This window comes from Pseudomonas batumici (assembly GCF_036585405.1).
Lineage (GTDB): Bacteria > Pseudomonadota > Gammaproteobacteria > Pseudomonadales > Pseudomonadaceae > Aquipseudomonas > Aquipseudomonas batumici.
This window is the reverse complement of record NZ_CP144470.1, coordinates 5,918,302-5,944,786: the sequence shown is the minus strand read 5'-3', so window position 1 is coordinate 5,944,786 and position 26,485 is coordinate 5,918,302. Positions and strand designations below refer to the sequence as shown.

Annotated in this window: 19 protein-coding genes and 3 pseudogenes; 14 read left to right on the top strand and 8 right to left on the bottom strand. The window is 65.1% G+C overall.

Annotation, left to right across the window (positions count from 1 at the left end):
- Positions 1-3: 3 nt before the first annotated feature.
- Together NUH87_RS27275 and NUH87_RS27270 are read right to left on the bottom strand one after the other, a co-directional pair.
- Positions 4-1,325: pseudogene (locus tag NUH87_RS27275) on the bottom strand (ATP-binding protein).
- A complete protein-coding gene (locus tag NUH87_RS27270) occupies positions 1,325-2,005 on the bottom strand; it encodes a response regulator (protein ID WP_338523432.1) in 681 nt (226 codons plus the stop codon). Before NUH87_RS27270 ends, NUH87_RS27275 begins: the two are co-directional and overlap by 1 nt.
- A 200-nt stretch (positions 2,006-2,205) precedes the next feature.
- Here NUH87_RS27270 and dsbD point away from each other — a divergent pair, with 200 nt between their 5' ends.
- The 3 genes from dsbD to dsbG are packed head-to-tail and all read left to right on the top strand — an operon-like array spanning position 2,206 to position 5,572.
- Entirely contained in the window at positions 2,206-3,951 is a 1,746-nt protein-coding gene (gene dsbD, locus NUH87_RS27265) for a protein-disulfide reductase DsbD (protein ID WP_338523431.1), read from the top strand.
- Positions 3,951-4,820, top strand: coding sequence for a TlpA disulfide reductase family protein (locus NUH87_RS27260; RefSeq protein ID WP_338523430.1), 870 nt, complete (start codon positions 3,951-3,953; stop codon positions 4,818-4,820). Before dsbD ends, NUH87_RS27260 begins: the two co-directional genes overlap by 1 nt.
- Positions 4,796-5,572 carry a thiol:disulfide interchange protein DsbG gene (gene dsbG / locus NUH87_RS27255; RefSeq protein WP_338523429.1) on the top strand — a complete coding sequence of 259 codons (777 nt, stop codon included), beginning with the start codon at positions 4,796-4,798 and terminating at the stop codon, positions 5,570-5,572. Before NUH87_RS27260 ends, dsbG begins: the two co-directional genes overlap by 25 nt.
- 7 nt (positions 5,573-5,579) lie before the next feature.
- Here dsbG and NUH87_RS27250 read toward each other — a convergent pair whose 3' ends face one another.
- Both NUH87_RS27250 and NUH87_RS27245 read right to left on the bottom strand, forming a co-directional pair.
- The gene (locus NUH87_RS27250) at positions 5,580-6,389 is read right to left on the bottom strand and encodes a substrate-binding periplasmic protein (RefSeq protein WP_338523428.1); all 810 of its coding nucleotides are present in this window, start codon (positions 6,387-6,389) and stop codon (positions 5,580-5,582) included.
- A 100-nt stretch (positions 6,390-6,489) separates the two neighbouring features.
- Positions 6,490-7,113, bottom strand: coding sequence for a TetR/AcrR family transcriptional regulator (locus NUH87_RS27245; protein WP_040064609.1), 624 nt, complete (start codon positions 7,111-7,113; stop codon positions 6,490-6,492).
- 167 nt (positions 7,114-7,280) lie between these two features.
- Between NUH87_RS27245 and NUH87_RS27240 the strand changes: the two genes are divergently transcribed.
- From NUH87_RS27240 to NUH87_RS27215, 7 genes and pseudogenes are all read left to right on the top strand, one after another.
- A complete protein-coding gene (locus NUH87_RS27240) occupies positions 7,281-9,071 on the top strand; it encodes an acyclic terpene utilization AtuA family protein (RefSeq protein WP_338523427.1) in 1,791 nt (596 codons plus the stop codon).
- A gap of 73 nt (positions 9,072-9,144) precedes the next feature.
- The gene (gene atuC, locus NUH87_RS27235) at positions 9,145-10,761 is read left to right on the top strand and encodes a geranyl-CoA carboxylase subunit beta (protein WP_338523426.1); all 1,617 of its coding nucleotides are present in this window, start codon (positions 9,145-9,147) and stop codon (positions 10,759-10,761) included.
- A 24-nt stretch (positions 10,762-10,785) separates the two neighbouring features.
- Positions 10,786-11,943, top strand: coding sequence for a citronellyl-CoA dehydrogenase (gene atuD / locus NUH87_RS27230; RefSeq protein ID WP_338523425.1), 1,158 nt, complete (start codon positions 10,786-10,788; stop codon positions 11,941-11,943).
- 32 nt (positions 11,944-11,975) lie between these two features.
- Positions 11,976-13,449, top strand: a pseudogene (locus NUH87_RS27225) (acetyl-CoA carboxylase biotin carboxylase subunit); the annotation flags it as partial.
- A 167-nt stretch (positions 13,450-13,616) separates the two neighbouring features.
- Positions 13,617-13,943: pseudogene (locus NUH87_RS31395) on the top strand (acetyl-CoA carboxylase biotin carboxyl carrier protein subunit); the annotation flags it as partial.
- A gap of 69 nt (positions 13,944-14,012) precedes the next feature.
- On the top strand, positions 14,013-14,555 hold the full coding sequence (locus NUH87_RS27220; RefSeq protein ID WP_338523424.1) for an exonuclease domain-containing protein: 543 nt from the start codon (positions 14,013-14,015) through the stop codon (positions 14,553-14,555).
- 114 nt (positions 14,556-14,669) lie between these two features.
- Positions 14,670-14,951, top strand: coding sequence for a pyrimidine/purine nucleoside phosphorylase (locus NUH87_RS27215; RefSeq protein ID WP_040064616.1), 282 nt, complete (start codon positions 14,670-14,672; stop codon positions 14,949-14,951).
- A 54-nt stretch (positions 14,952-15,005) separates the two neighbouring features.
- Here NUH87_RS27215 and NUH87_RS27210 read toward each other — a convergent pair whose 3' ends face one another.
- Positions 15,006-16,811: an ABC transporter ATP-binding protein/permease gene (locus tag NUH87_RS27210; protein ID WP_422393886.1), complete on the bottom strand. Its 1,806-nt coding sequence runs from the start codon at positions 16,809-16,811 to the stop codon at positions 15,006-15,008.
- A gap of 264 nt (positions 16,812-17,075) precedes the next feature.
- On the opposite strand from NUH87_RS27210, the gene NUH87_RS27205 reads away from it, so the two are divergent.
- The gene (locus NUH87_RS27205) at positions 17,076-17,249 is read left to right on the top strand and encodes a PA1571 family protein (RefSeq protein WP_040064618.1); all 174 of its coding nucleotides are present in this window, start codon (positions 17,076-17,078) and stop codon (positions 17,247-17,249) included.
- A 61-nt stretch (positions 17,250-17,310) separates the two neighbouring features.
- On the opposite strand, the gene pdxB is transcribed toward NUH87_RS27205, so the two are convergent.
- The gene (pdxB, locus tag NUH87_RS27200; protein ID WP_040064619.1) at positions 17,311-18,453 is read right to left on the bottom strand and encodes a 4-phosphoerythronate dehydrogenase PdxB; all 1,143 of its coding nucleotides are present in this window, start codon (positions 18,451-18,453) and stop codon (positions 17,311-17,313) included.
- 250 nt (positions 18,454-18,703) lie between these two features.
- On the opposite strand from pdxB, the gene NUH87_RS27195 reads away from it, so the two are divergent.
- Complete coding sequence (locus tag NUH87_RS27195; RefSeq protein WP_338526972.1) at positions 18,704-20,074, top strand: MATE family efflux transporter; 1,371 nt, start codon at positions 18,704-18,706, stop codon at positions 20,072-20,074.
- Positions 20,075-20,176: 102 nt separating this feature from the next.
- On the opposite strand, the gene tusA is transcribed toward NUH87_RS27195, so the two are convergent.
- Positions 20,177-20,428 carry a sulfurtransferase TusA gene (gene tusA / locus NUH87_RS27190; protein WP_040064622.1) on the bottom strand — a complete coding sequence of 84 codons (252 nt, stop codon included), beginning with the start codon at positions 20,426-20,428 and terminating at the stop codon, positions 20,177-20,179.
- 26 nt (positions 20,429-20,454) lie between these two features.
- A complete protein-coding gene (gene rlmM / locus NUH87_RS27185; RefSeq protein WP_338523423.1) occupies positions 20,455-21,522 on the bottom strand; it encodes a 23S rRNA (cytidine(2498)-2'-O)-methyltransferase RlmM in 1,068 nt (355 codons plus the stop codon).
- Between the two features lie 163 nt (positions 21,523-21,685).
- Here rlmM and acnA point away from each other — a divergent pair, with 163 nt between their 5' ends.
- Complete coding sequence (gene acnA / locus NUH87_RS27180) at positions 21,686-24,427, top strand: aconitate hydratase AcnA (RefSeq protein ID WP_338523422.1); 2,742 nt, start codon at positions 21,686-21,688, stop codon at positions 24,425-24,427.
- A gap of 277 nt (positions 24,428-24,704) precedes the next feature.
- Positions 24,705-26,270, top strand: a complete 1,566-nt coding sequence (locus NUH87_RS27175; RefSeq protein ID WP_338523421.1) for a PAS domain-containing methyl-accepting chemotaxis protein — start codon at positions 24,705-24,707, stop codon at positions 26,268-26,270.
- The last annotated feature ends 215 nt before the right edge of the window (positions 26,271-26,485 follow it).

Genomic DNA, 26,485 nt, shown 5'->3' with positions numbered 1-26,485 from the left:
AGTTCAGACCGCCTGCAACGGCATGCTCAACTCGACCCGCAGCCCATCGGGGCGGCTGTCGAACTGCAGTACGCAGCCGCAGCGCTGGACGATGGCGTTGACAATCGCCAGCCCCAGGCCGCAACCGTTGCTCGTGCTGTTGCGCCAGAAGCGCTGGGTCAGGTGCTGCAGATCGTCCGGGGCGATGCCCGGACCGTGGTCGCGCACCTGGAAGTGCACGCGGTTGCCGATGGTTTCCACATTCAGCTCCACCGGCGCATCGCCCGGGGTGTGACGCAGGGCATTGTCCAGCAGGTTGCGCAAGGCGGCGATGGACAGGGTCGAAGGCATTTCCAGCGGTGCCCGGGAGAAGTCCTTCGCCAGGTGCAAGGCGATGCGCTCACGGTCGCCGTTGGCCGCATCCTGGATGGCCAGGCGCGCCACCTGTTCGGCATTGCACTGCACGCCGTCGTCGAACGACAGGCTGCCCTCGACCCGCGCCAGCAGCAGCAACTGCTCCAGGGTCCGGTGCAGGCGGTCGGCACCGGCCTCGGCGTGGGCCAGGGACTGGTCACGGGCCGCGCCCTCGGTCATGCGCGCCACTTGCAGGTGGGTCTTGATCGCGGTCAGCGGGCTGCGCAGTTCATGGGCGGCATCGCCGGTCAGCCGGCGCTCGCGCTCGATGGTCTTGCCGATGCGCTGGAACAGCTGGTTCTGGGTCTCCAGCAACGGCTGCAGCTCGCGGGGCAGCGGCTGTACCTGCAAGGGTTCGAGGGAATCGGCGCTGCGGCGCATCAAGGCGTCGCGCATGCGGTTGAGCGGCGCCAGGCCCTGGCCGATGCCCAGCCAGAGCAGGCACAGGCAGCCCATCAGCGCCACGCCGACCGGCACCGAGGCCGCCAGCAGCACCGAGAGGTTCAGGGCTTCGCGTTCCACCTGGCGGTCGGCGGTGGTGATATGCACATCGCCGCGCACCAGGGTGAAGGTACGCCAGGGCGCGCCGTCGATCATCTGGTCGTGGAAACCGGCGGTCTGGGCCTCCAGGGCCTGATCCGGGTTGTTGTGGCTGCGGGCGAGGATCTCGCCGCGCAGGGAGCTGACCTGGCAGGCCATGCCCCAGGAATATTCAACTGTTCGGCGCTGAAATGGGTACCGTCGCCCTTGCTCGGCACCGGCGGCAATTGCTCCAGCAAGCCGGCGACCATGCGCGCCGAAGCCACCAGCCGCTGGTCGAGGGAAAACATCATCTGGTGCCGCAGGTCGCTGAGCATCCAGGTCGCGGCCAGGGCCCAGATCAGGATGAACGCCGAGCCGATGGTCAGGCTCAGGCGCAAACGCAGGCTCATCATGACCCGCTGTCCTCGTTACCCGCCGGGCCCAGGCGATAGCCGAGGCCACGGACGGTCTCGACGATGCCGTTGCCCAGTTTGCGCCGCAGGTGGTGGATATGCACGTTCAAGGCATTGCTTTCCAATTCGTCGCTGAAGCCGTAGACGCTGTCTTTCAGTTGCTCGCTGGAGAGCACCCGGCCGCGGTTGTGCAGCAGCGCCTGCAACAGCGCCTGTTCGCGGCGCGAGAGGTCCACCGGCTGGCCGCCGAGCAGGGTCACGCGGCTGCTCGGGTCGTAGCTCAGGGCACCGTGCTCGATCAGGTTGACGCTACGCCCGGCCACGCGCCGCAGCAAGGTTTGCAGGCGGGCGAAGAGTTCGCGCAGGTCGAAGGGCTTGAGCAGGTAGTCATCGGCGCCGGCCTGCAGGCCGTCGACCCGGTCGGTGACCGAGTCGCGGGCGGTGAGGATCAGCACCGGCAGCTCCAGGCCCTTCTGGCGCAGTTGCGCCAGCAGTTTCAGGCCGTCCTCGTCGGGCAGGCCGAGGTCGAGCACCATCACGTCGAACTCCGCCGCGCGCAACATGGCACGCGCGGCCGCGGCGCTGGCGACATGCTCGACGGTCATGCCCTGGGCGGTCAGGCCGGCCTTGATGCCGCTGGCGATCAGCTCGTCGTCTTCGCAAACCAGTACGTGCATGGGGATACCTGTGCAAATGCGTCGATTGAAACGCAAGTGGATTAAGCGGCGATTATGCCGCCAATGCCTGGAGGATAGTTAATCACCACCCGTCCGAGGCCTGTAAGATCCGCATTCGACCTGGGTTAAAACCGGGTTAATGATCGGTTAATCGCCTGCTTGCAGGCTTGTACGACTCGCCACGGTTCTAAGGCTTTTCTATGCGTTGGTTGTTGACCCTTGTCCTTGTTCTTTTCGCCGGTCTCGCCCAGGCCGGCAACGATCCATTCGCGGTGAAGAAGCCGGACTTCCTCCCCGTCGGCAAGGCCTTCGCCTTCAGCGCCGAGGCCCTGCCCTCCGGGCAGACCCGACTGTATTGGCAGATCGCCGACGGCTACTACCTGTATCAGAAGCGCCTGAAGTTCGATGGCCTGGACCCGGCGCAGCGGCCGGCGCTGCCCGAGGGCGAGCACCACAACGACGAGTTCTTCGGCGACCAGCAGGTCTATCGCGGCGAGCTCGAACTGCTGGTCCCGGCCGGCGCCGGCGGTCAGGTCAGCGTCGGCTGGCAAGGCTGCGCCGACGCCGGCCTGTGCTACCCGCCACAAAGCCAGACGGTCGATCTGGGCGGCAAGACCAGCGTATCCACGGTTCAAGGACAGGGGCAAGGCCAGGCGCAGGACCAGTCCCTGGCCGCCAACCTGCAACACAACGCCCTGGGCTGGAGCCTGCTGGCCTTCTTCGGCCTGGGCCTGCTGCTGGCCTTCACCCCGTGCATGCTGCCGATGCTGCCGATCCTCGCCGGCCTGGTGGTGGGCAGTGGCGCCGGTCCACGGCGCGGCTTTGCCCTGGCCGGCAGCTACGTGATCTGCATGGCGCTGGTGTATGCCGCGCTGGGCATGCTCGCGGCCCTGCTGGGCGGCAACTTGCAGGCGCTGCTGCAACAGCCCTGGCTGTTGGGCAGTTTCGCCGCGTTGTTCGTGGTACTGGCCCTGCCGATGTTCGGCTTCTTCGAACTGCAACTGCCGGCAGCCCTGCGCGATCGCCTGGAAAGCGCCGGCAGCGGGCGTCGCGGCGGCAGCCTGGTGGGGGCCGGGGTGCTCGGCGCCCTCTCCGGCCTGCTCGTCGGCCCGTGCATGACCGCGCCCCTGGCCGGTGCCCTGCTCTACATCGCCAAGAGCGGCAATGTCGTCGAAGGCGGCCTGGTGCTGTTCACCCTGGGCATCGGCATGGGCTTGCCGCTGTTGCTGCTGGTGACCGTGGGCAATCGCTTCCTGCCCAAGCCGGGGGCCTGGATGGACCGGGTCAAGGCGTTGTTCGGCTTCCTGTTCCTCGCTACCGCGGTGCTGATGATTCGTCCGGCGGTGAGCGAATCGCTGTGGATGGGCCTCTGGGGCGCGTGGTTGCTGATCATCGCCTGCTGCGCCTGGCGGCTGGCCCGACAACCGGGACGCGTCGCCCTGCCGAGCGGCTGCGCCGGCGTCCTGCTCGGCCTCTGGGGCGCGCTGCTGGTGGTGGGCGCGGCGGGCGGCGGCAGCGACCCGTGGCGACCGTTGCAGGTGTATACCGGCGCGACCCAGGGCGCTGCGCAGGCCCACGATGCCTTCGTCACCGTCAACGAACCGGCCGCCTTGCAGCGCGAACTGGACACCGCCAAGGCCCAGGGCCAATGGGTGCTGGTGGACTACTACGCCGACTGGTGCGTGTCGTGCAAGATCATGGAGAAACAGGTCTTCCCCGAGGCCGACGTACAAGCTGCCCTGCGCAATGTACGACTGGTGCGCCTGGATGTGACCCGAGACAATGCCGCCAGCCGCGAGCTGCTGGGCCGTTATGAAGTCCCCGGGCCGCCGACCCTGCTGTGGATCGCTCCCGACGGCCAGGAACGCCGGGCCAGCCGTATCACCGGTGAAGTCGACGCCAAGGCCTTCCTGCAGAACTGGAACAGCACACGGGACGCGCCTTGATGCTCACCCTGACCCTCGGCACCTTCGCCCTGTCGATCCACCACCTGCTGTTGCTGCTCGCCCTCGCCCTGGCGACGCTGGTGGGTTGGCGGGTGGCCAAGGGAGGCGGGGAAAACCCGGAGTCGGTGCTGTTCGGCCTGTTCATGCTCGGCATGCTGGTGGCGCGGATCAGCTTCGTGATCGCCTACTGGGCGTATTTTCGCGACGACCCGTTGCAGATGCTCGATATCCGCGACGGCGGCTTCCTGCCCTGGCCGGGGTTGCTGGCCCTGTTGCTGGGCTGCGCGGTGTTCTGCTGGCGGCGTCCGGCCCTGCGCCGGTCGCTGGGCCTGGGCCTGGGCACTGGCCTGGTGTTCTGGCTGCTCAGCAGCCTGTCGCTCAACCTCTATGAACAGGGTACGCGCCTGCCGGAACTGACCCTGCGCGATGCCCAGGGCCAATCGGTGCAATTGCGCGACTACCAGGGCGGCCCGCTGGTGATCAACCTCTGGGCCACCTGGTGCCCGCCGTGCCGCCGGGAAATGCCGGTGCTGCAGAAAGCCCAGCACGAACGCCAGGACGTGACCTTCCTGTTCGTCAACCAGGCCGAAAGCCTGCAGAGCGTCAGCACCTTCCTGATGACCCAGGGCCTGAACCTGAACAACGTGCTGTTCGACGGCAGCGGCCAAATGGCCCAGAGCGTCGGCTCCATGGCCCTGCCCACCAGCCTTTTCTACAACGCCGAAGGCCGCCTGCTCGGCACCCACCTGGGCGAATTGTCCGAGGCCAGCCTGGCCCGGGCCCTGGAAACCTTCGGCCCGCCCCCCTCCACTTCGGCCGTACCGGCCACAGCAAGGAAACCGTCATGTCCTTCAACCGCCACCTGCTGAACCTGAGCCTGGGCACCGCGCTGGCCGCGTTGCTGCAAGCACCTGTGTTGCAAGCCGAGGAACTGCCCGCGCCGATCAAGAGCATCGAAGCCAAGGGGGCAAAAATCATCGGCAGCTTCGACGCCCCGGGCGGCCTGCGCGGCTATGCCGCCCAGTACCAGAACCGTGGCATGGCGCTGTACCTGACCGCCGACGGTCAGCACGTGATCGCCGGCAACCTGTATGACGCCGACGGCAAGGACCTGAGCCAGGCGCCGTTGCAGAAGCTGGTGTATGCGCCGATGGCCAAGCAGGTCTGGGGGCAGATGGAAAAGAGCAACTGGATCGCCGACGGCAAGGCCGATGCACCGCGCGTCGTCTATCTGTTCAGCGACCCGAACTGCCCGTACTGCAACATGTTCTGGGAGCAGGCACGGCCGTGGGTCGAGTCCGGCAAGGTGCAACTGCGCCACATCATGGTCGGCATCATCCGCGAGGACAGTGCGGCCAAGGCCGCCGCGCTGTTTACCGCCAAGGACCCGCAAGGCGCCCTGCACGACCATGAAAAGGCCGGCAAGGGCAGTTCGCTCAAGCCGTTGGACACGATCCCGGCACCGATCCAGGCCAAGCTCGATGCCAACATGAAGTTGATGGCAGACCTGGAACTGTCGGCCACGCCGGCGATTTTCTATCTCGATGAAAACGGTGACCTGCAACAGCAGCAGGGCGCACCGTCAGCGAACAAGCTGGTGAAGATTCTCGGGCCGAAGTGATAGGAGGCTACTGGGCCGCCACCGGATTGGCCACCGGCATCACCTTGATGCGATAGGGCTGGAAGATCTTCAGCAGTTCGCCGTTGTCCTGCAGGCGCTGCAGCAGCTTGCCAAACGCCTCGGCGCTGATCGGGGCTTGCGGCCGCAGGAGCGCATAGTGGTGATAGACCTGGTCGATCCGCTCGGAAATCAGCAGCTCCTTGGCCACATCCGGGTTGCGGATCAGGTAGTCGGACAGGTAGGAACGGGTCACCAGGGCGATATCGGCACGCCCGCGCAGCACCATCAGCAGGTTGGAGTCATGGGAATACGTCAGGGTGGCGTTGTAGGTTTCGGCCAGGTACTTGGGGTCCGCGTTGAAGCTGGCGAACTCATAGTGATAACCGCTGAACAGGGCCAGGCGCTTGCCCTTGAGATCGGCAAAATAGCTTTCGTCGCGACCCGGCTCACGCTCGGCGACAAACACCTCGGCATCCTCCAGGCCCATGTCGACCGCGGTATGCGGAATATCCTTCCAGCCCCAGGCCGGATTCTCGAAGATCGCCATGTCGGTACGCCCCTGCTGGAAATCGCCGAAGCGCCGGGGAATCGAGGTCGGTACCAAGGTGAACTGGTAATCGCTCTGCAGCTTGTTCAGGGCCTCGGCCAGTTGCGGCAGCAGGCCGGTATCGGCGCCCTGCTCGGGGCGGATGGTGTAAGGCGGGAAATGCGCGGCGCCGATCCGAACCAACTGGGCCGCCGAAACCGGCAAGACCACCAACGCTGAAAGCGCCAACAATAGGACTCGGGAAACCGTGCGCACAGGCAGGACGTTCAAGGGCACACCTCAGGAAGAAAAATTCATGGATCCAAACTAGGCGGTTTTGTCGACTTCGACAACTGTTCGTACATGAATTAATCGCTCCCCGACCGACCCGTCATAAATCTTTGAGAATCAATATCAAAGCCTCTTCGGCCAGTTGATCCAGGGTCAGGCTGCCCTGGGGTCGAAACCAGGTCGTGGTCCAGGACAAGGCCCCGGTCAGGAAGCGTCGGGTGATGAACACGTCGCCCTTGATATAGCCGGCGTCGCGGGCTTCAGTCAGCACCTCAAGCCAGATCTGCTCGTAGAGGTCGCGCAGCGCCAGGACCTTGGCCTGCCCTTGCTCGGACAATGAGCGCCATTCGTAGACCAGCACCGCCATGGCTTCCCCCGTGCCGCCCATGATCGACTGCAGTTCACAGCGGATCAGGGCCAGCACCCGCTCGCGCACGCTGCCGGCTTCGGCCAGCGACGCACGCATGAGGGCGGTGTTATAGACGATGGTCTCCTCCATCACCGCGCGCAGGATTTCATCCTTGCTTTTGAAGTGATGGAACAGGCTGCCGGATTGAATGCCGATGGCACTGGCCAGGTCACGCACCGTGGTGCGGTCGAAACCCTGGTTGCGGAACAGGTGGGCCGCAGTCTGCAGCAGTTTTCCACGGGCGCTGTCCGGGTCGGTCAGTTGCCCGGCGCTGACCAGGTCGCGCATGACGCGCTGGGCTTGTTGCTCGTTCACGGCATTCCCCTCATGACTCACTGCCTCCCACCCACCGGCTGCCGGTTGCGCGCAATTTAAGCCTACAGGCACAGCCAAGCAAGCGCTTGGGCCAACCGGACCGGCGGGATTTACAAACCAAGCGCTTGCTTGGTAGCCTCATCCAAGGACGTTCGGAGGCAGCTCTGATGAAGGCAAGGGTTCGTGTCGGTTGCGCCAGTGCGTTCTGGGGCGATACCAGCACCGCGGCGGCGCAGTTGGTCGAAGGGGGACGCCTGGACTACCTGGTGTTCGATTACCTGGCGGAAGTCACGATGTCGATCATGGCCGGGGCGCGGATGAAGGACCCCGCCGCCGGCTATGCGCCGGACTTCGTCGAGGTGCTGCGGCCGTTGCTGGGCGAGATCGCCCGCCAGCGGATCCGGGTGATCAGCAATGCCGGCGGAGTCAATCCACAGGCCTGCGCCACGGCCCTGCAGGCCGCCTGCACGGCCGCCGGGGTAGCATTGAAGATTGCCGTCCTGCTGGGCGACGACCTGCAACCGCAACTCCCTCAACTGGCCGCGAACGGTATCCGGGAAATGTTCAACGGCGCGCCGCTGCCGGCGCACTGTGTGTCAGCCAACGCCTATCTGGGCGCCCCAGGCATCGTCCACGCCCTGAGCCTGGGCGCGGATGTGGTGATCACCGGGCGCGTGGTCGACAGCGCACTGGTCAGCGCCGCGCTGGTGCACGAGTTCGGCTGGTCCTGGCAGGACTACGACAAGCTGGCCCAGGCCGCCCTCGCCGGACATCTCATCGAGTGTGGCGCACAGTGCACCGGGGGCAACTTCACCGACTGGCGCGAGGTTCCGGACTACGCGCACATCGGTTTTCCCATCGTCGAAGTCAGTGCCGACAGCCACTTCATCGTCAGCAAGCCCGAGGGCTCGGGCGGCCTGGTGAGCCCACTGACCGTGGGCGAACAGCTGCTCTACGAAATCGGCGACCCCAGGGCCTATCTGCTGCCGGACGTGATTTGCGATTTCACCCGGGTCCGCCTCGTCCAGAAGACCGCCGATAGCGTCGGCGTCAGTGGTGCCACCGGCTTGCCGCCCACCTCGCAGTACAAGGTCTGCGCCACCTACCCCGATGGATTTCGCAGCACCGCCAGTTGCCTGATCGCCGGGATCGACGCGGTGGACAAGGCCCGTCGGGTCAGCCAGGCGATCATCGACAAGACCGCGCACATGTTCCAGGCCCGCGGCTGGCCGCCCTACAGCGAGGTGAACGGCGAACTGCTCGGCAGCGAAGCCACCTACGGTCCCCATGGCCGCCGCCAGGACAGCCGCGAGGTGGTGATCAAGCTGGCGGTGCGTCACCCCGAGCGGCAGGCGTTGCTGCTGTTTTCCCGGGAGATCGCCCAGGCCGCCACCGGCATGGCGCCGGGGCTGACCGGCATCCTTGGCGGACGGCCCGCGGTGTCGCCGCTGATCCGCCTGTTCTCCTTCCTGATCGATAAAAACGCCTGCACGTTGAGCGTGTCTCTCGACGGACAGCTGCATGCCGTCACCCTGCCCGCCCCAGCCCCCAGGCAAGCCGCCGCCGTTGCCGAAGACCGGCAGCCCCCCCGGCCCCAGGGCCGTGCCGAAGCCAACGTGGCGCTGGTGAAACTGGCGGTGGCGCGCTCCGGCGACAAGGGCAATCACGGCAATATCGGGGTGATGGCGCGCCATCCCGACTATCTGCCGTGGATCGCCGAGGCACTGACGCCGGCGGTCGTGGTGGACTGGATGGGACATGTCCTCGACCCGATCCACGGCCGGGTCGAGCGCTGGTACCTGCCCGGCACCCACAGCCTGAATTTCCTGCTGGAGAACGCCCTGGGCGGCGGCGGTATCGCCAGTTTGCGCATCGACCCGCAAGGCAAGGCCTTCGCCCAGCAACTGCTGGAAATCCAGATTCCCGTACCGCAACACATTGCCGATCAACTGGCTTGAGGGCCGTTACCGTGACGGGTGCATCCACGTTCAGATCCGGGCGGCACGCCGACCCGGCGCCAAGGAGTCCGGCATGCCCGTGATCGAATCCCGACTCGATGGCCACGGCGAGGATTTCGCCCGGCATCGCCAGGCCATGCTCGACGGCCTGGAACAGATCCGCCGGCTGGAACGCAATCTGTTGGACAAGGCCGACAGTGCGCGGGAGAAATTCGCCCGCCGCGGTCAGTTGCTGCCCCGGGAACGGCTGAACCTGCTATTGGACCCTGGCGCGCCCTTTCTCGAGCTGGCCAGCCTGGCCGGCTACAAACTGCATGACGACAAGGACGGCAGCCTGGCCGGCGGCGGCCTGATTGCCGGCATCGGCCATGTCTGCGGCGTGCGGGTCCTGGTCGTGGCCAACAACAGCGCGATCAAGGGCGGGATCATTTCCCCCAGTGGCCTGAAAAAAACCCTGCGCCTACAACAGATCGCCCTGGAAAACAAACTGCCGGTGATCACCCTGGCCGAGAGCGGCGGCGCCAACCTCCATTATGCGGCGGAGATTTTCGTCGAAGGCGCGCGCAGTTTCGCCAATCAGGCGCGCATGTCGGCGATGGGCCTGCCGCAGATCACCGTGGTCCATGGCTCGGCAACGGCGGGTGGTGCCTATCAGCCGGGACTTTCGGATTACGTGGTGGTGGTCCGTGGCAAGGCCCGCTTGTTCCTGGCCGGCCCGCCACTGCTCAAGGCCGCCACCGGTGAAGTGGCCAGCGACGAGGAGCTGGGCGGCGCGCAAATGCACGCCCAGGTGGCCGGCACCGCCGAGTACCTGGCGGAAAACGACGCCGACGGCGTGCGCATCGCCCGGGAAATCATCGCCCAACTGCCCTGGAACCAGCGCTTGCCGGTCCCCCTCGCGAGGACCTGGGCCGAACCGCTCTACCCCATCGAAGAACTGCTCGGACTGATCCCCGACGACCCGAAAAAACCCTATGACGTGCGCGAGATCGTTGCCCGGCTGGCCGACGGCTCGAATTTTCTCGAATTCAAGGCCGAGTTCGACATCCAGACGATCTGCGGCCACCTGCAGATCCAGGGCCGACCCTGCGGTCTGATCGGCAACAACGGCCCGATCACCCCCAAGGGCGCGAGCAAGGCGGCGCAGTTCATCCAGCTCTGCGACCAGAGCCGCACGCCCCTGGTGTTCCTGCACAACACCACCGGCTTCATGGTCGGCACCGAGGCCGAGCAACAGGGGGTCATCAAGCACGGGGCGAAGATGATCCAGGCGGTGGCCAACGCCCGGGTGCCGAAACTCACCCTGGTGGTCGGCGGCTCCTATGGCGCCGGCAACTACGCCATGTGCGGCCGTGGCCTGGACCCGCGCTTCATCTTCGCCTGGCCGGGCAGCCGCACCGCGGTGATGGGCGGCGCCCAGGCCGGCAAGGTCCTGCGGATCGTCACCGAGGCCCGTCAGCTCAAGGACGGCCTGGCGCCCGACGCCAAGCTGCTCGACGGGCTCGAACAGCTGACCGCGCAGAAGCTCGACAGCCAGTCCACCGCGCTCTACGGCACGGCCAACCTGTGGGACGACGGCCTGATCGATCCCCGGGACAGCCGCACGCTGCTGGGTTATTTGCTGGATATCTGCCACGAAGCCGAGGTTCGTCAGCTACACCCCAATAGTTTTGGCGTGGCACGGTTCTGATCAACGATCACGGAGAACAAGGCAATGATCTTCACCCAGGAACACCAAGCCCTGCGGCGCACGGTGCGCCAGTTCGTCGAAGGCGAAATCAATCCCCATGTGGACGAGTGGGAGAAGGCCGGACGCTTTCCCATCCACGAGATTTTCCGCAAGGCCGGTGAGCTGGGCCTGCTGGGTATCTCAAAACCGGAGGCCTTTGGCGGCCTGGGCCTGGACTACAGCTACTCCATCGTTGCCGCCGAAGAGTTCGGCGCCATCCATTGCGGCGGGATTCCCATGTCCATCGGCGTGCAGACCGACATGTGCACCCCGGCCCTGGCACGCTTCGGCTCCGATGAACTGCGCGAGCAGTTCCTGCGCCCGGCCATCCGTGGCGAACAGGTGGGCTGCATCGGCGTTTCCGAAGTGGCTGCCGGCTCCGATGTCGCCGGGCTCAGGACCCGCGCGCGCAAGGACGGCGATGACTACGTGATCGACGGCAGCAAGATGTGGATCAGCAATTCCCCCAGCGCCGACTTCATCTGCCTGCTGGCCAACACCTCGGACGACCCGCCACACCTGAACAAGTCGTTGATCATGGTGCCGATGGACAGCCCCGGGATCAGCCTGAGCCCGCACCTGGACAAACTCGGCATGCGCAGTTCGGAAACCGCCCAGGTGTTTTTCGACAACGTGCGCGTCCCCCAACGCAATCGCATCGGCCAGGAAGGCGCGGGGTTCATGATGCAGATGTTGCAGTTCCAGGAGGAACGCCTGTTCGGCGCGGCGAACATGATCAAGGGGCTGGAGTACTGCGTCGACAGTACCCTGGACTACTGCAAGGAGCGCCAGGCCTTCGGCGCGCCGCTGATCGACAACCAGGTGATCCACTTCCGCCTGGCGGAGCTGTCGACCGAGATCGAATGCCTGCGGGCGCTGGTCTACCAGGCCACCGAGCAGTACATCCAGGGGCAGGACGTCACCCGACTGGCCTCCATGGCCAAGCTCAAGGCCGGGCGCCTGGGCCGGGAGGTCAGCGACAGTTGCCTGCAATACTGGGGCGGCATGGGCTTCATGTGGGACAACCCGGTGGCCCGGGCGTATCGCGATATGCGGCTGGTGTCCATTGGCGGCGGCGCCGACGAGATCATGCTGGGGATCATCTGCAAGCTGATGGGCAGCCTGCCAGGGAAAAGGCGGTGAGTGGCCTGCCGGTGTGCCAGAAGATGAGCCCCATACCGGCCTTCCACAAGATCCTCATCGCCAACCGCGGTGAAATCGCCTGCCGGGTCATCCTCGCTGCCCAGGCCCTGGGCTATCGCACCGTCGCCGTCTTCAGCGAAGCCGATGCCCGGGCCCGCCATGTGCAACTGGCCGACGAGGCGGTGTGCATCGGTCCGCCCCAGGTCGCCCGCTCCTACCTGAACAGCACCGCCCTGCTCGACGCCGCCCGCCGCAGCGGCGCCGACGCGCTGCATCCCGGCTACGGCCTGCTCTCGGAAAACGCCGCCTTCGCCCAGGCCTGTCTGGACGCCGGCCTGACCTTTATCGGCCCCAGCCCCGAAGCCATCGCCCTGATGGGCAGCAAGCGCCTGTCGAAAATCGCCATGCTCGCCGCCGGCGTGCCGTGCATCGCCGGTTACCAGGGCGCCGAGCAGGATGACGCGAGCCTCGCCCGTGAGGCCGAGCGCCTCGGTTATCCGCTGATGATCAAGGCCAGCGCCGGCGGCGGCGGACGCGGCCTGCGCCGGGTAGACCGGGCCGAGGAACTGGCGCCACAACTGCGCGCCGCCCGCTCGGAAGCACTGAACGCCTTCGGCTGCGACGAACTGATCCTGGAACAGGCACTGATCGAACCGCGCCATGTGGAAATCCAGCTGTTCGGCGACCAGCATGGCCAGCTGATCCATCTCGGCGAACGGGACTGCTCGATCCAGCGTCGGCACCAGAAAGTCATCGAGGAAGCCCCCTGCCCGGTGCTGACCGTCGAACTGCGCCAAGCCATGGGTGAGGCGGCCCTGAAAGCCGCTCGCGCGGTGAACTATGTCGGCGCCGGCACCGTGGAATTCCTGCTGGACGCCAGCGGCCAGTTCTATTTCCTGGAGATGAACACCCGCCTGCAGGTCGAACACCCGGTCAGCGAAATGATCACCGGCCTGGACCTGGTGGCCTGGCAGATCAACGTCGCCGCCGGCCTGCCGCTGCCGTTGCGCCAGGAGCAGGTCAAGTTCAACGGCCATGCCATTGAAGTGCGCCTGTATGCGGAGGATCCGACCCGCGACTTCCTCCCCCAGACCGGGCAGGTCCTCGGCTGGGAACCAGCGCCGGCACTGACGGCGGGCGTACGGATCGACCACGGCCTGGTGGAGGGCGAGACCATCGGCCCGTTCTACGATCCGTTGCTGGGCAAGCTGATCGCCCATGGCGCGACCCGCGAAGAAGCCCGGCGCAAGTTGTTGCGGGCAGTGGAGGATTGCGTGCTGCTGGGCATTGCCAGCAATCAGCGGCTGCTGGCCAGTCTGCTGGCCCATCCGGGCTTTATCGAGGGCCGATTCAGTACCGCCTTTATCGACGAACACTTCAACGATCATCCGAGCCTGAAAGCCTACGTTCCTTCGACGATCGAGCTGGCCCTGGCCACCGCGCTGTTCTATCGGCAGACGGCTGACCGGCATCCACCCGGACTCTCCGGCTGGCGCAACACCGCCAGTGTCCCGCGCCCGTATCGACTGGCGCTGGAAGAAACCCGCTTCGACCTGCTGCTCACCGACGGCCCCGGGCAGGCGCTGGTGATTCAACGGGCCGATGAGCGCATCGAGCTGCAAGTGCTGGCGCGGGATGCACACTGGGTGCGGGCACAGATCGACGGTGTGGTCCGGCGCTACGCCTATCGCCTCGACGGCGACCAGCTGTGGCTCTTCACCGGCCCCGGCAGCCTGCACCTGCGCGACTGCACCCACGCGCCGGTGCAAGCCCCGCCGAGTGCCGCTTGCGGCACGCTGACCGCGCCCATGGACGGCGCCATCGTCCAGGTGCTGGTCAGCGAAGGCAGCCAGGTCAGCCAAGGCCAGGCGCTGCTGGTGCTGGAAGCCATGAAAATGGAGCATCCGCTCAAGGCCGGGCGGGCGGGAGTGGTCCGCCAGGTGCGGGTTGCCCGGGGCGATCAGGTAAAAAACCGCCAGATCCTGCTGGAAGTCGAATAAGCATCTAGGCGGATCCAGCGCCTTTGGCTACGCTTGAGCCCGACTAGGATGCTGTATTCGGAGCTTGCGATGCCCCACTGGCTGGTGATTGATCTGGAAGCCACGACGGACGATGGGGGCTGGCCGGTGACCGAGATGGAGATCATCGAAATCGGCGCCACCCTGGTCAACCGTGAAGGCCGGGAGCTGGACCACTTCCAGCGTTTTGTCAGGCCCTTGCGCCGACCGTTGCTGACCCCCTTCTGCCGCGAACTGACCCACATTACCCAGGCCCAGATCGACGGTGCCGCGCCACTGGGCGAGGTCTGGCCGCTGTTCGAACGCTGGCTGGCCCGGCACCAGGCCCCGCTGGAAGGCTGGGTCAGCTGGGGCGACTACGACCGCCGGCAATTGGAACAGGACTGGCGGCAACACGGCCTGTCGAGCGCCCTGGGCCAGGTGCCGCATATCAACCTCAAGCAGCGCTTCGCCAAGGCGCGGCGCCTGGAGCGCCCGCTGGGCCTGAACGGCGCCTTGCAATTGGCCGGGCTGCAATTCAACGGCCAGCAGCACCGGGCGCTGGAGGATGCACGCAATACCGCGCGCCTGCTGCCACTGAGCCTGCCGGCGTGATGCCCGGCCGCGCCGATCGGGCGTGGCGGGTCGAGCCATCCGGGTTTGCCGCGCCCACAGGAACTTGGGCATACTGGCCGACCCAATTTTTCAGCTCATTTCGAGGAACCGCCCATGTTTAAAGTCAACGAGTACTTCGACGGCACCGTCAAGTCGATTGCCTTCGCACAAGCCGAAGGCGCTGCCACCATCGGCGTGATGGCCCCAGGCGAATACGAGTTCGGCACCGCCCAGCGCGAGATCATGCACGTGGTCTCCGGCAAACTGACCGTCAAGCTGCCCGACAGCAGCACCTGGGAAACCTTCGAAACCGGCAGCCATTTCAACGTTCCGGCCAACAGCAAGTTCCAGCTGAAAGTCGCCGTGGACACCGCTTATCTGTGCGAATACCGCTGAGTCCGGCGGTGTAGCAGCCGAACGGCGCCTGCGGGCGCCGTTTTTCATGACGTACTACTTGGTCGGGACAGGATCACCCGCTGCTTCCCCCGCCACGGATTCCGTCCCCCGCGCATTGAACTGCAACGCCGCCAGCCGCGCATACAGCGGGTTGCTCGCGATCAGCTCGGCGTGGGTGCCAATCGCCACCAGCTTGCCCTGGTCCATCACCGCGATACGATCGGCGTTCTGCACCGTCGCCAGGCGGTGGGCGATCACCAGGGTGGTGCGGCCTTGCATCAGGCTCGGCAGGGCCGCCTGGATCAGGTGTTCGCTCTGGGCATCGAGGGCGCTGGTGGCCTCGTCCAGCAGCAGGATCGGCGCATCCACCAGCAAGGCCCGGGCAATTGCCAGGCGTTGCCGTTGGCCGCCGGACAACCCCAGGCCGGCGTCACCCAGGTGCGTGCGGTAACCCTCGGGCATTTTCTCGATGAACTCGTGGGCGTGGGCGATGCGCGCCGCGTCGCGGACCTGGGCGTCGCTGGCGGCCGGGTTGCCGTAGCGGATGTTTTCCTCGACGCTGCCGAAGAACAGCGCCGGACTTTGCGAGACCAGCGCAAAGCAACGGCGCAGGTCCTGCGGGTCCAGCGCGGTCAACGGCTGGCCGTCGAGCAGCAGGCGGCCCTGCTGCGGGTCGTAGAAGCGCAGCAACAGGTCGAACACGGTGGACTTGCCCGCCCCCGACGGACCGACCAGGGCCAGGGTCTCCCCGGCCCTGACCGTCAGGCTCAGGCCGTCGATGGCATGGCTGTCCGGGCGCGAGGGGTAGCTGAAGCGCAGGTTCTCCAGCACCAGGTTGCCGCTGACCCGCTCGACCAACTTCACGCCGCCGACCGCCGGCGCGGTGATTTCATTGCCCGACTGCAGGAGTTCGGCAATCCGCTCCCCCGCCCCCGCGGCCCGCTGCAACTCGCCGATCACCTCGCTGAGGGTGCCGAAGGCGCTGCCGACAATCAGGCTGTAGAACACGAAGGCCGCCAGTTCGCCGCCGGAAATCTTCCCGGCCATCACGTCCATCCCGCCGACCCAGAGCATCACCGCCACCGCGCCCAGCACCAGCACGATCACCAGGGTAATCAGCCAGGCCCGTTGCACGATGCGCTTGCGGGCGGTCTGGAACGCCTGCTCGACGGTCACGGCGAAGCGCTGTTCGTCCTCGGCCTGGTGGTTGTAGGCCTGCACCGTCTTGATCTGGCCGAGGGTTTCACTGACGTAGCTGCCGACATCGGCAATCCGATCCTGGCTCAGGCGTGACAGGCCACGCACCCGGCGCCCGAAGACCAGGATCGGCGCCAGCACCAGCGGCAAGGCGATCACCACGATGCTGGTGAGCTTGGGGTTGGTGACGAACAGCAGCACCACCCCGCCGATGACCATCAGCGCATTGCGCAGGAACAGCGAGAGCGACGAGCCGATCACCGACTGCAGCAGCGTGGTGTCGGCGGTCAGGCGCGACTGAATCTCCGAACTGCGGTTGTTCTCGTAGAACCCCGGGTGCAGGTAGATCAGGTGGTTGAACACTTGCCGACGGATATCGGCGACCACCCGCTCGCCGATCCAGGACACCAGGTAGAACCGCGTGAAGGTGCCCACCGCCAGGCCCAGGACCAACAGCATGAACAAGCCAATGGACTGGTTGAGCAACTGCGGCGACTGGGTCATGAAGCCCTTGTCCACCAACAGGCGGATGCCCTGGCCCATGGACAGGGTGATGCCGGCGGTGACGATCAACGCCAGCAGCGCGCCGACCGCCTGCCAGCGATAAGGGGCGACAAAACGACTGGCCAGGCGAATGGCGCGGCGATGGCGGGCAGAGAGCATGGGCAATGAATCCATTAGGCGATGAAGACAGAGCCTACACCGAACCGGGACCGAACTTGTGCAAAACGCAATCAATCGGATTAATTATGATCGTGCATGCTAATCCCTAGAGACTATTGATCTAAAGCCTCTCTGGCGGTGCCGGACGGTTTCTGCTGCACTGGTGCCGTCGCCTTGCCTGTAGCCTGTTGTAACAGCCTGGTCATGCGACGAATATAATCTTCAACTGAACCTGACGACGAAACCTGAGTGAGGAGACAGGCCATGGACTTGCAAAACAGCACCAACGAGATTCCGGTGATTCGTACCTGCTCCCAGAAACTGGGCTGCGCGATTATCGACGCAGAGGGTCGTGAAGTCCCGATCACCGAAGAAATGATCCAGGACGCCTGCCGCGAACTGGAACAACGATTGGTCAAGCCTGCCGAGCAAGACTGACAGCCCGAACTCTTCATTGACCCGGCCCTTGACGCCGGGTTTTTTCTGCCCGATTTCCCGCTTAGAGCACAACGGCACCCAAGGCCAGCGCCAGCTTGCGCAGCCCTTCGTCGTCGCCGTTGATCTTCACCGGCAAGCCTTCGATTTCCCGGCGCTCGGGATAGTTCTTGCGCAGCAGGTCGAACGCCACTTTCTGCTCGGCGACGCTGCCGGCCAGGCTGCGGCGGAAATCCGCATCGTCGCGTCGCGGGTCGTAGACACCGCGACAGATCATCGCCATGGCCCAGGCCGGATCGCTGCCGGCATTGAGGGTGACCTGCGCCAGCCAGGGTTCGGGCAACAGGTCCTCGAGATGGACCTTGGCGGCCTGTCCGATGAAAGCGCAAAACGCCTGATAGATCTGCGCGGTCCCGCGTTGCTTGCCGTCGAGGCTGTAACCGGCGATATGCGGGCTGCCCAGCACGCACAACTCGGCCAGGGCGACATCCACTTCCGGCTCGGCTTCCCAGACGTCCAGCACCGCCTGCAGGTCTTCGCGGGCCAGCAGCACCTCGCGCAACGCGGCGTTGTCCACCACCGGGCCACGCGCGGCGTTGATCAGCCAGGTACCGGGCTTGAGTTGCTCCAGGCGCCGGCGATCCAGCAGATGCCAGGTGGATTGCGCCCCCGTGCGGGTCAATGGGGTGTGCAGGCTGATCACATCGCACCGCTCGATGATCTGCTCCAGGCTGACATAATTGCCACCTTCAGCCGCCTGGCGTGGCGGATCGCAGACCAGGACGTTCCAGCCCAGCCCACGCAGGACCTTGATCAGCCGGCCGCCGACTTCACCCGCGCCGATCACCCCATAGGTGCGCGCGCCGAGGTCGGCCCCTTCGATTTCCGCCAGGGTCAGCAGGCTGCCCAGCACATAGTCGACCACCCCGCGCGCATTGCAGCCTGGGGCGCTGGACCAGTGAATACCGGCCTGCTGGAAGTAGTCCAGGTCCAGGTGATCGGTGCCGATGGTGCAGGTGCCGACGAAGCGCACCGCGCTGCCTTCCAGCAGCTCCCGGCTGACCTGGGTCACCGAGCGCACCAGCAAGACATCCGCCTCGGCCACCGCCGCCCGGTCGATAGCGCGCCCCGGCAGACGGCGGATCTCGCCGAAGCCGGCAAAGAAGGCATCGATCAGGGGGATATTTTCGTCGGCAACAATCAACATGGCAGGCTCCTTTGGCGAGGGCGCAGTGTAGGCGCAGTCGGCGTCCGAGAGCCAGCCGCGCGTCGAGCGACCGCGTCGGCCGCTGATCGGAGCCTTACAAATGCGCTACAACCGGACATTTCCTGACTATTCCGTCAACAGGTAGAATTCGCGGCTTTTCGCGTCATACCTGGATACATCATCGGTGAACAGCCTCACTGCAACGCCTGACACCCCGCTCCTGAGTCGCCCGGCCCGGGTACGCCTGGAAATGCGCAACCTGCTGGGCCTGGCCCTGCCGATCATCATTGCCCAACTGGCGCATACCGCTATGGGCTTCGTCGATGCGGTGATGGCCGGCCGGGTCAGCCCGCGGGACCTGGCGGCGGTGGCGCTGGGCAATTCGATCTGGGTGCCGGTGTTCCTGCTGATGACCGGCATCCTGCTGGCGACCACGCCCAAGGTCGCCCAGCGCCATGGCGCCGGGACACCCGCCGAGATCGGTCCGCTGGTGCGCCAGGCGCTGTGGCTGGCGCTGGTGGTGGGCCTCGCGGCGGGGGTGATCCTGTACAACGCCGAACCGGTCCTGCACCTGATGAAGGTCGACCCCGAACTGATCGGCCCGTGCATGGACTACCTGCGCGGCATCGGCACCGGCCTGCCGACGGTGGCGCTCTATCACGTGCTGCGCTGCTGCAGCGACGGCATGGGTCGCACCCGCCCGAGCATGGTGCTCGGGCTGTGCGGGCTGGCGCTGAACATTCCGCTGAACTACTTGTTCATCCACGGGGTGTCCATCTACGGGCATTTCGGCGTGCCGGCCATGGGCGGCCCGGGCTGCGGCTGGGCCACGGCGATCGTGATGTGGTGCATGCTGTTGGGCATGGCCGGTTGGGTGCGCTGGGCCAAGGTCTATCGGCCGAGCCAGGTCTTCAGCCGGTTCGACTGGCCGCAGTGGGCAGTGATCAAGCGGCTGCTGGACATCGGCCTGCCCATCGGCATTGCGGTGTTCGCCGAGGCGAGCATCTTCTCGGTGATCGCCCTGCTGATCGGCAGCCTCGGGGCCACGGTGGTGGCCGGGCACCAGATCGCCCTGAACATCAGTTCGCTGGTGTTCATGATCCCCTACTCCCTGGGCATGGCCATTACCGTGCGGGTCGGCCAGGCACTGGGCCGCGAACAGCCGCGCGAAGCGCGCTTCACTGCCGGGGTGGGGGTGGCCACGGCGCTGGCCTATGGCTGTGTGTCGGCGAGCCTGATGCTGTTGTTCCGGGAGCACTTGGCGACCGTCTATACCAGCGACCCGATGGTGATCCGGGTGGCGACCATGCTGATCGTGTATTCGGCGCTGTTCCAGTTCTCGGATGTGATCCAGGTGACGGCCGCCGGGGCGTTGCGCGGTTATCAGGACACCCGGGTGACCATGATCCTGACGCTGTTCGCCTATTGGGGCATCGGCTTGCCGGTGGGCTACGCCCTGGGCCTGACCGACTGGCTGGGGGCGCCAAGCGGCCCGAGCGGGCTGTGGCAGGGTTTGATCGTCGGGTTGTCGTGCGCGGCGCTGATGCTCTCGATCCGCCTGGTACGCAGTGCGCGCCGGCGGATCCGGATGCATGCGGCACGGTCGCCGCGAACCCTGTAGGAGCCAGCTTGCTGGCGATTGCGATGTAACATTCACCGCCGCTATCGCCGGCAAGCCGGCTCCCACAGTCACGGGAGCGTCAGTTAGCCGGCGCTGACCGTCCTACTGGAGTTTCTTGCGAATCCAGTACAGGTAGGTGCCGGCCTCTTCCCGTTGCTCCACCAGTTCGTGATCGAGGAACACGCAGAACTTGGGAATATCGCGACGGGTCGACGGGTCGGTGGCGATCACCTTGAGCAGCCCCCCGGGCGGCAGGTCGCGGATGTGCTGGTGCAACATCATCACCGGCTCCGGGCAATGCAGCCCGGTGGCGTCGAGGGTGCCGTCAACGGCGGGGTCGTGGGGCTGGGTCATTCTTCACTCCTGAAACCAGGTCGGCATTATCCAGCTTTTTTCATATCCAGTCGACGCAGGTGGCAGGTCACTTCCTCACGGTCGTGGTACAGCTGCTTGCAGCCGATGGCGACCCTGATGCCACGGGCCTTGAAGCCCTCCTCGATACGCTCCAGCAAGCGCCGGACTTCGGCGTAGCGCTGCTTCATCGGCAACTTGAGGTTGACCACCGCCTCGCGGCAATGCCCCTCGCCGATCCAGGTTTCCAGCAAGGCGGCGTTGCGCGCCGGTTTCTCGACGATATCGCAGACCATCCAGTCCACCGGCTGCTTCGGCTTGAAGGTGAAGCCGTCGGCCATCAGGTGCTGGACCAGGCCGGTGTCCATCAGGCTTTCGGCCATGGGGCCGTTGTCGATGGCGGTCACCAGCATGCCGCGGTTGACCAGTTGCCAGGTCCAGCCGCCAGGTGCGGCGCCGAGGTCGACGCCGGTCATGTCGCTGTGCAGTCGTTCGTCCCATTGGTCCCGGGGAATGAAATGGTGCCAGGCCTCTTCCAGCTTGAGGGTCGAGCGGCTCGGGGCGCTCTTGGGGAACTTGAGCCGGGGAATGCCCATGGGCCACATCGCCGAATTGTCCGCCTCGGCCAGACCAAGGAAGACTTCCCGACCGCTCTTGAAGGTCAGCAGCAGGCGCGGCTTGCGGGCATCCTCCTGCAGCTTGCCGGCCTGGGTCAGGGCCTTGCGCAACGGCCCTTCGAATTTCTTGCAGAAGTTCGACAGTTCCTTGCCGTCGTTGGTATCGACCACTTCCAGCCAGAGGCTGCCGAAGGTCGGCGCCGCCGCCAGCTCGGCGAGGATCACGCTGATGCGATCGGTTTCCGGCAGGTCGATAAAACGCCCCCGCGCCCATTGCCGGGGAAAGATCAGCTCGGCGAAGCGCAAGCCGGTCATCAGGCGGGCCGCGCCGTCGTCGTCAGTGCAGACGAATTCGGCGCAGGCGCTGTTGGGCTTGGCCTTGGCGTAGCCCGGAACGTCCAGGCGCGCGGCATGCTCGGCGATCTCCGAGCAGACTTCGCCTTCGAAGCCGGGTCGGCAATGCATAAAGAGGGTATTCATTGGGCTCAGCCTGTCACAGAAACCGGCGCATCATAGCCGAGTTCGGAACCTTGGACGTGTTCATAGAGTCCAGTCATTAGCCAGATGTCCCAATCGGAGCTAGGTTTAAGGCTCTGTTCGTTCCACCCGGCCCGTGCCGTGCGGGCCTCCAAGGAGTCATTTCATGTCTTCCCTCGATAGCCTGAAAGCCCTTAAAACCCTGGATGTAGGCAGCAAGACCTACCACTATTTCAGCCTCCCGGCTGCCGCCAAGTCCCTCGGCCACCTGGACAAGTTGCCGATGTCGCTCAAGGTCCTGCTGGAAAACCTGCTGCGCTGGGAAGACGGCAAGACCGTCACCGGCGCCGACCTCAAGGCCATCGCCGCCTGGCTCAAGAGACGCAGCTCCGACCGGGAAATCCAGTACCGCCCGGCCCGGGTGCTGATGCAGGACTTCACCGGGGTGCCGGCGGTGGTCGACCTGGCCGCGATGCGCGCCGCCGTGGCCAAGGCCGGCGGCGATCCGCAGCGGATCAACCCGCTCTCCCCCGTCGACCTGGTGATCGACCACTCGGTGATGGTCGACAAGTTCGCCACGGCGCAGGCCTTCGGCCAGAACGTCGATATCGAAATGCAGCGCAACGGCGAGCGCTACGCCTTCCTGCGCTGGGGCCAGAACGCCTTCGACAATTTCAGCGTGGTACCGCCGGGTACCGGGATCTGCCATCAGGTCAACCTCGAATACCTGGGCCGTACCGTCTGGACCAAGGACGAGGACGGCCGCACCTATGCCTTCCCCGATACCCTGGTCGGCACCGACTCCCACACCACCATGATCAACGGCCTCGGCGTACTCGGCTGGGGCGTCGGTGGCATCGAGGCGGAAGCGGCGATGCTCGGCCAGCCGGTGTCGATGCTGATTCCCGAAGTGATCGGCTTCAAGCTCACCGGCAAGCTCAAGGAAGGCATCACCGCCACCGACCTGGTGCTGACGGTGACCCAGATGCTGCGCACGAAAGGCGTGGTCGGCAAGTTTGTCGAGTTCTATGGCGACGGCCTGGCCGAGTTGCCCCTGGCGGACCGGGCGACCATCGCCAACATGGCCCCGGAATACGGCGCCACCTGCGGCTTCTTCCCGGTAGACCAGGTGACACTGGACTACCTGCGCCTGTCCGGCAGGCCGAGCGAAACCGTCCAGCTGGTGGAGGCCTACAGCAAGGTCCAGGGCCTGTGGCGGCTGCCAGGCCATGAACCGACCTTCACCGACAGCCTGGCCCTGGACATGGGTAGCGTCGAAGCCAGCCTGGCCGGGCCCAAGCGCCCGCAGGACCGGGTGTCGTTGCCGGATGTCGCGCAAGCCTTCAGCGACTTCATGGCGTTGCAATTCAAACCGGTGCACAAGGACGAAGGCCGCCTGGAAAGCGAAGGCGGCGGCGGTGTCGCGGTGGGCAATGCCGACCTGGTCGGCGAAGCGGACTATAGCGACGAAGGCCAGACCTACCGGCTGAAGAACGGTGCCGTGGTGATCGCCGCCATCACCTCCTGCACCAACACCTCCAACCCCAGTGTGATGATGGCCGCCGGCCTGGTGGCGAAGAAGGCCGTGGAAAAAGGCCTGAAACGCAAACCCTGGGTCAAGAGTTCCCTGGCCCCCGGCTCCAAGGTGGTGACCGACTACTACAAGGCCGCCGGCCTGAACCGCTACCTCGACGAACTGGGCTTTGCCCTGGTGGGCTATGGCTGCACCACCTGCATCGGCAACTCCGGGCCGCTGCCCGAACCGATTGAAAAGGCCGTGACCCAGTCGGACCTCACCGTCGCCTCGGTATTGTCCGGCAACCGCAACTTCGAGGGCCGGGTGCATCCGCTGGTGAAGACCAACTGGCTGGCCTCGCCGCCGCTGGTGGTGGCCTATGCCCTGGCCGGCAGCGTGCGCATCGATATCAGCCGCGAGCCACTGGGTGAGGACCGGGACGGCAAGCCGGTGTACCTACGGGATATCTGGCCCAGCCAGAAGGAAATCGCCGACGCGGTGGCCCAGGTCGATACCGCCATGTTCCACAAGGAGTACGCCGAAGTCTTCGCCGGCGACGCCCAGTGGCAGGCGATCGAAGTGCCACAGGCCGCCACCTACGTCTGGCAGAAGGACTCGACCTATATCAAGCACCCACCGTTCTTCGACAATATCGCCGGGCCCCTGCCGGTAATCGAAGACATCCAGGACGCACGGGTGCTGGCCCTGCTCGGCGATTCGGTGACCACGGACCACATCTCCCCCGCCGGCAATATCAAGGCCGACAGCCCCGCCGGACGTTATCTGCGCGAGCTGGGCGTGGAGCCGCGGGACTTCAACTCCTACGGTTCACGCCGCGGCAACCACGAAGTGATGATGCGCGGCACCTTTGCCAATATCCGCATCCGCAACGAGATGCTCGGCGGCGAGGAAGGCGGCAATACCTTCCATGTGCCGTCCGGCGAGAAGCTGTCGATCTATGACGCGGCCATGCGCTACCAGGCCGAAGGCACGCCGCTGGTGGTGATTGCCGGCCAGGAGTACGGAACCGGTTCGAGCCGTGACTGGGCCGCCAAGGGCACCAACCTGCTGGGGGTCAAGGCGGTGATCGCCGAGAGTTTCGAGCGTATCCACCGTTCCAACCTGGTGGGCATGGGCGTGCTGCCGTTGCAATTCAAGCTCGACCAGAACCGCAAGAGCCTGCAGTTGACCGGCCGGGAGACCCTGGGTATCCAGGGACTGAGTGGCGCCGACCTGCAACCGCGGATGAACCTGACCCTGACCCTGACCCGTGAAGACGGCAGCCAGGAGAAAATCGAGGTGCTGTGCCGGATCGATACCTTGAACGAAGTGGAATACTTCAAGGCCGGAGGGATTCTGCATTATGTCTTGCGGCAATTGATCGCTGCCTGATCGGAACAATGCCAATCACCTGATAAAAGCACCGGCCCTGGCCGGTGCTTTTATGCTGGGGGGACAAGTGTGGCACTAAAGTTCCAATTAAACCCGACGAAATACGCCGCTACTTTTCGTACACTGCTAGGCTCCAGTCACTGTCGGCACAAGTGATTCAACCTGGGGTCAAGTCCGCAAGCAGCATGATGCGACACCACCCTCGGCGTTGAAAAATATATTCAATATTTCCCCAACCCTGCCGATATACCGTCAAAGCCTTGCGGATAGAGAAACCATGCGTAATAACCAACCCATTACCCAACGCGAACGCACCTTCCCCGCTCAGCAACGGTTGATTTCCACTACCGACGCCAAAGGCGTGATCACCTACTGCAACGACGCCTTCGTCGAGATCAGTGGATTTTCCCGTGAAGAACTGATCCGCGCACCACACAACCTGGTGCGGCATCCGGACGTTCCGACCGCGGTGTTCGCGCATATGTGGAACACTCTGAAACAAGGCCTGCCATGGATGGGCATTGTCAAGAACCGCTGCAAAAGTGGTGACCATTACTGGGTCAACGCCTATGTGACGCCGATTTTCGAAGGCAACCAGGTGATCGGCTACGAGTCGGTGCGGGTCAAGCCCAGTGCCGAACAGATCCGCCGCGCCGAGGCGCTGTACCAGCGCATCAACCAGGGCAAGTCGGCCATCCCGCGGCGCGACAAGTGGCTGCCGGTGCTGCAGGACTGGCTGCCGTTCATCCTGGTCAGCCAGGTCAGCTTCCTGATCGGCGTCTGGCTCAACTCCTACTGGGGCTTCGCCCTTGCTGCGGCGGTCTCGGTACCGCTGGGGCTGCTGGGCCTGAGCTGGCAGCAGCGCGGTCTCAAGCGCCTGTTGCATCTGGCCGAGCAGACCACCTCCGACCCGCTGATCGCCCAGATGTACACCGACAGCCGGGGCGCCCAGGCCCGCCTGGAAATGTCCATCCTCAGCCAGGAGGCACGCCTGAAAACCTGCCTGACCCGCCTGCAGGACACCGCCGAACACCTGACCGACCAGGCCAAGAAGTCCGACGAACTGGCCCAGAAAAGCTCCACCGGCCTGGATCGCCAGCGCCAGGAAACCGAGCAGGTGGCCACCGCCGTCAACCAGATGGCCGCCACCACCCAGGAAGTGGCCAGCCACGTGCAGCGCACCGCCGATGCGACCCAGGAAGCCAATCGCCTGACCGGTCGCGGTCGCGATATCGCCGGCGAAACCCGCGAGGCCATCGAGCGCCTGTCGGTGGTGGTCGGCGAGACCGGCAGCACGGTGACGCAACTGGCCAAGGACAGCGACGAGATCGGCGGCGTGGTCGATGTGATCAAGGGCATTGCCGACCAGACCAACCTGCTGGCCTTGAACGCGGCCATTGAAGCGGCCCGCGCCGGGGAAATGGGTCGTGGTTTTGCGGTGGTCGCCGATGAAGTGCGGCAACTGGCGCAACGCACCAGCGAATCCACCGGGCAGATCCACGCCCTGATCGCCAAGCTGCAACAGACCGCCGGCAACGCCGTACAAACCATGGACGCCGGCCACCGCCAGGCCCAGGAAGGCGTGGCCCGGGTCATGGAAGCCGATGCCGCGCTGGTGGGGATCAGCGAAGCGGTGGCCAATATCACCGACATGACCACCCAGATCGCCGCCGCCACCGAAGAGCAAAGCTCGGTGGCCGAAGAGATCAGCCGCAACATCAGCACCATTGCGCAACTGGCCGACCAGACCTCGGAACAGGCGCACGACTCCGCGCACTTGAGCGAGGAGTTGACCCGCACGGCCAACACGCAGTATTCGTTGGTGGAGCGCTTTAACCGCTGATCGTTAAAGAGCCGTACAAAACCCGATGATTAATAGTCATCGGGTTTTTTATTACCCAAAGAAAAGCGAACAGGTTCCTTTTTTAAAGTAAGAAATATCCCAACATTTGCAAACTTCGCACTGACACAAAACACCCTATTAAATCCACTTACGCAAAACTCTTGACAAGCCATCGCACTTGCTATTCGTTGAGACTCCGGCATGGCATCGCATAG

Excerpts from the sequence above, each read along its gene's own strand:
- NUH87_RS27270 (WP_338523432.1), bottom strand. The coding sequence starts at position 2,005 with ATGCACGTACTGGTTTGCGAAGACGACGAGCTGATCGCCAGCGGCATC.
- dsbD (WP_338523431.1), top strand. The coding sequence starts at position 2,206 with ATGCGTTGGTTGTTGACCCTTGTCCTTGTTCTTTTCGCCGGTCTCGCC.
- NUH87_RS27260 (WP_338523430.1), top strand. The coding sequence starts at position 3,951 with ATGCTCACCCTGACCCTCGGCACCTTCGCCCTGTCGATCCACCACCTG.
- dsbG (WP_338523429.1), top strand. The coding sequence starts at position 4,796 with ATGTCCTTCAACCGCCACCTGCTGAACCTGAGCCTGGGCACCGCGCTG.
- NUH87_RS27240 (WP_338523427.1), top strand. The coding sequence starts at position 7,281 with ATGAAGGCAAGGGTTCGTGTCGGTTGCGCCAGTGCGTTCTGGGGCGAT.
- atuC (WP_338523426.1), top strand. The coding sequence starts at position 9,145 with ATGCCCGTGATCGAATCCCGACTCGATGGCCACGGCGAGGATTTCGCC.
- atuD (WP_338523425.1), top strand. The coding sequence starts at position 10,786 with ATGATCTTCACCCAGGAACACCAAGCCCTGCGGCGCACGGTGCGCCAG.
- NUH87_RS27220 (WP_338523424.1), top strand. The coding sequence starts at position 14,013 with ATGCCCCACTGGCTGGTGATTGATCTGGAAGCCACGACGGACGATGGG.
- NUH87_RS27215 (WP_040064616.1), top strand. The coding sequence starts at position 14,670 with ATGTTTAAAGTCAACGAGTACTTCGACGGCACCGTCAAGTCGATTGCC.
- NUH87_RS27210 (WP_422393886.1), bottom strand. The coding sequence starts at position 16,811 with ATGCTCTCTGCCCGCCATCGCCGCGCCATTCGCCTGGCCAGTCGTTTT.
- NUH87_RS27205 (WP_040064618.1), top strand. The coding sequence starts at position 17,076 with ATGGACTTGCAAAACAGCACCAACGAGATTCCGGTGATTCGTACCTGC.
- pdxB (WP_040064619.1), bottom strand. The coding sequence starts at position 18,453 with ATGTTGATTGTTGCCGACGAAAATATCCCCCTGATCGATGCCTTCTTT.
- NUH87_RS27195 (WP_338526972.1), top strand. The coding sequence starts at position 18,704 with ATGCGCAACCTGCTGGGCCTGGCCCTGCCGATCATCATTGCCCAACTG.
- tusA (WP_040064622.1), bottom strand. The coding sequence starts at position 20,428 with ATGACCCAGCCCCACGACCCCGCCGTTGACGGCACCCTCGACGCCACC.
- rlmM (WP_338523423.1), bottom strand. The coding sequence starts at position 21,522 with ATGAATACCCTCTTTATGCATTGCCGACCCGGCTTCGAAGGCGAAGTC.
- acnA (WP_338523422.1), top strand. The coding sequence starts at position 21,686 with ATGTCTTCCCTCGATAGCCTGAAAGCCCTTAAAACCCTGGATGTAGGC.
- NUH87_RS27175 (WP_338523421.1), top strand. The coding sequence starts at position 24,705 with ATGCGTAATAACCAACCCATTACCCAACGCGAACGCACCTTCCCCGCT.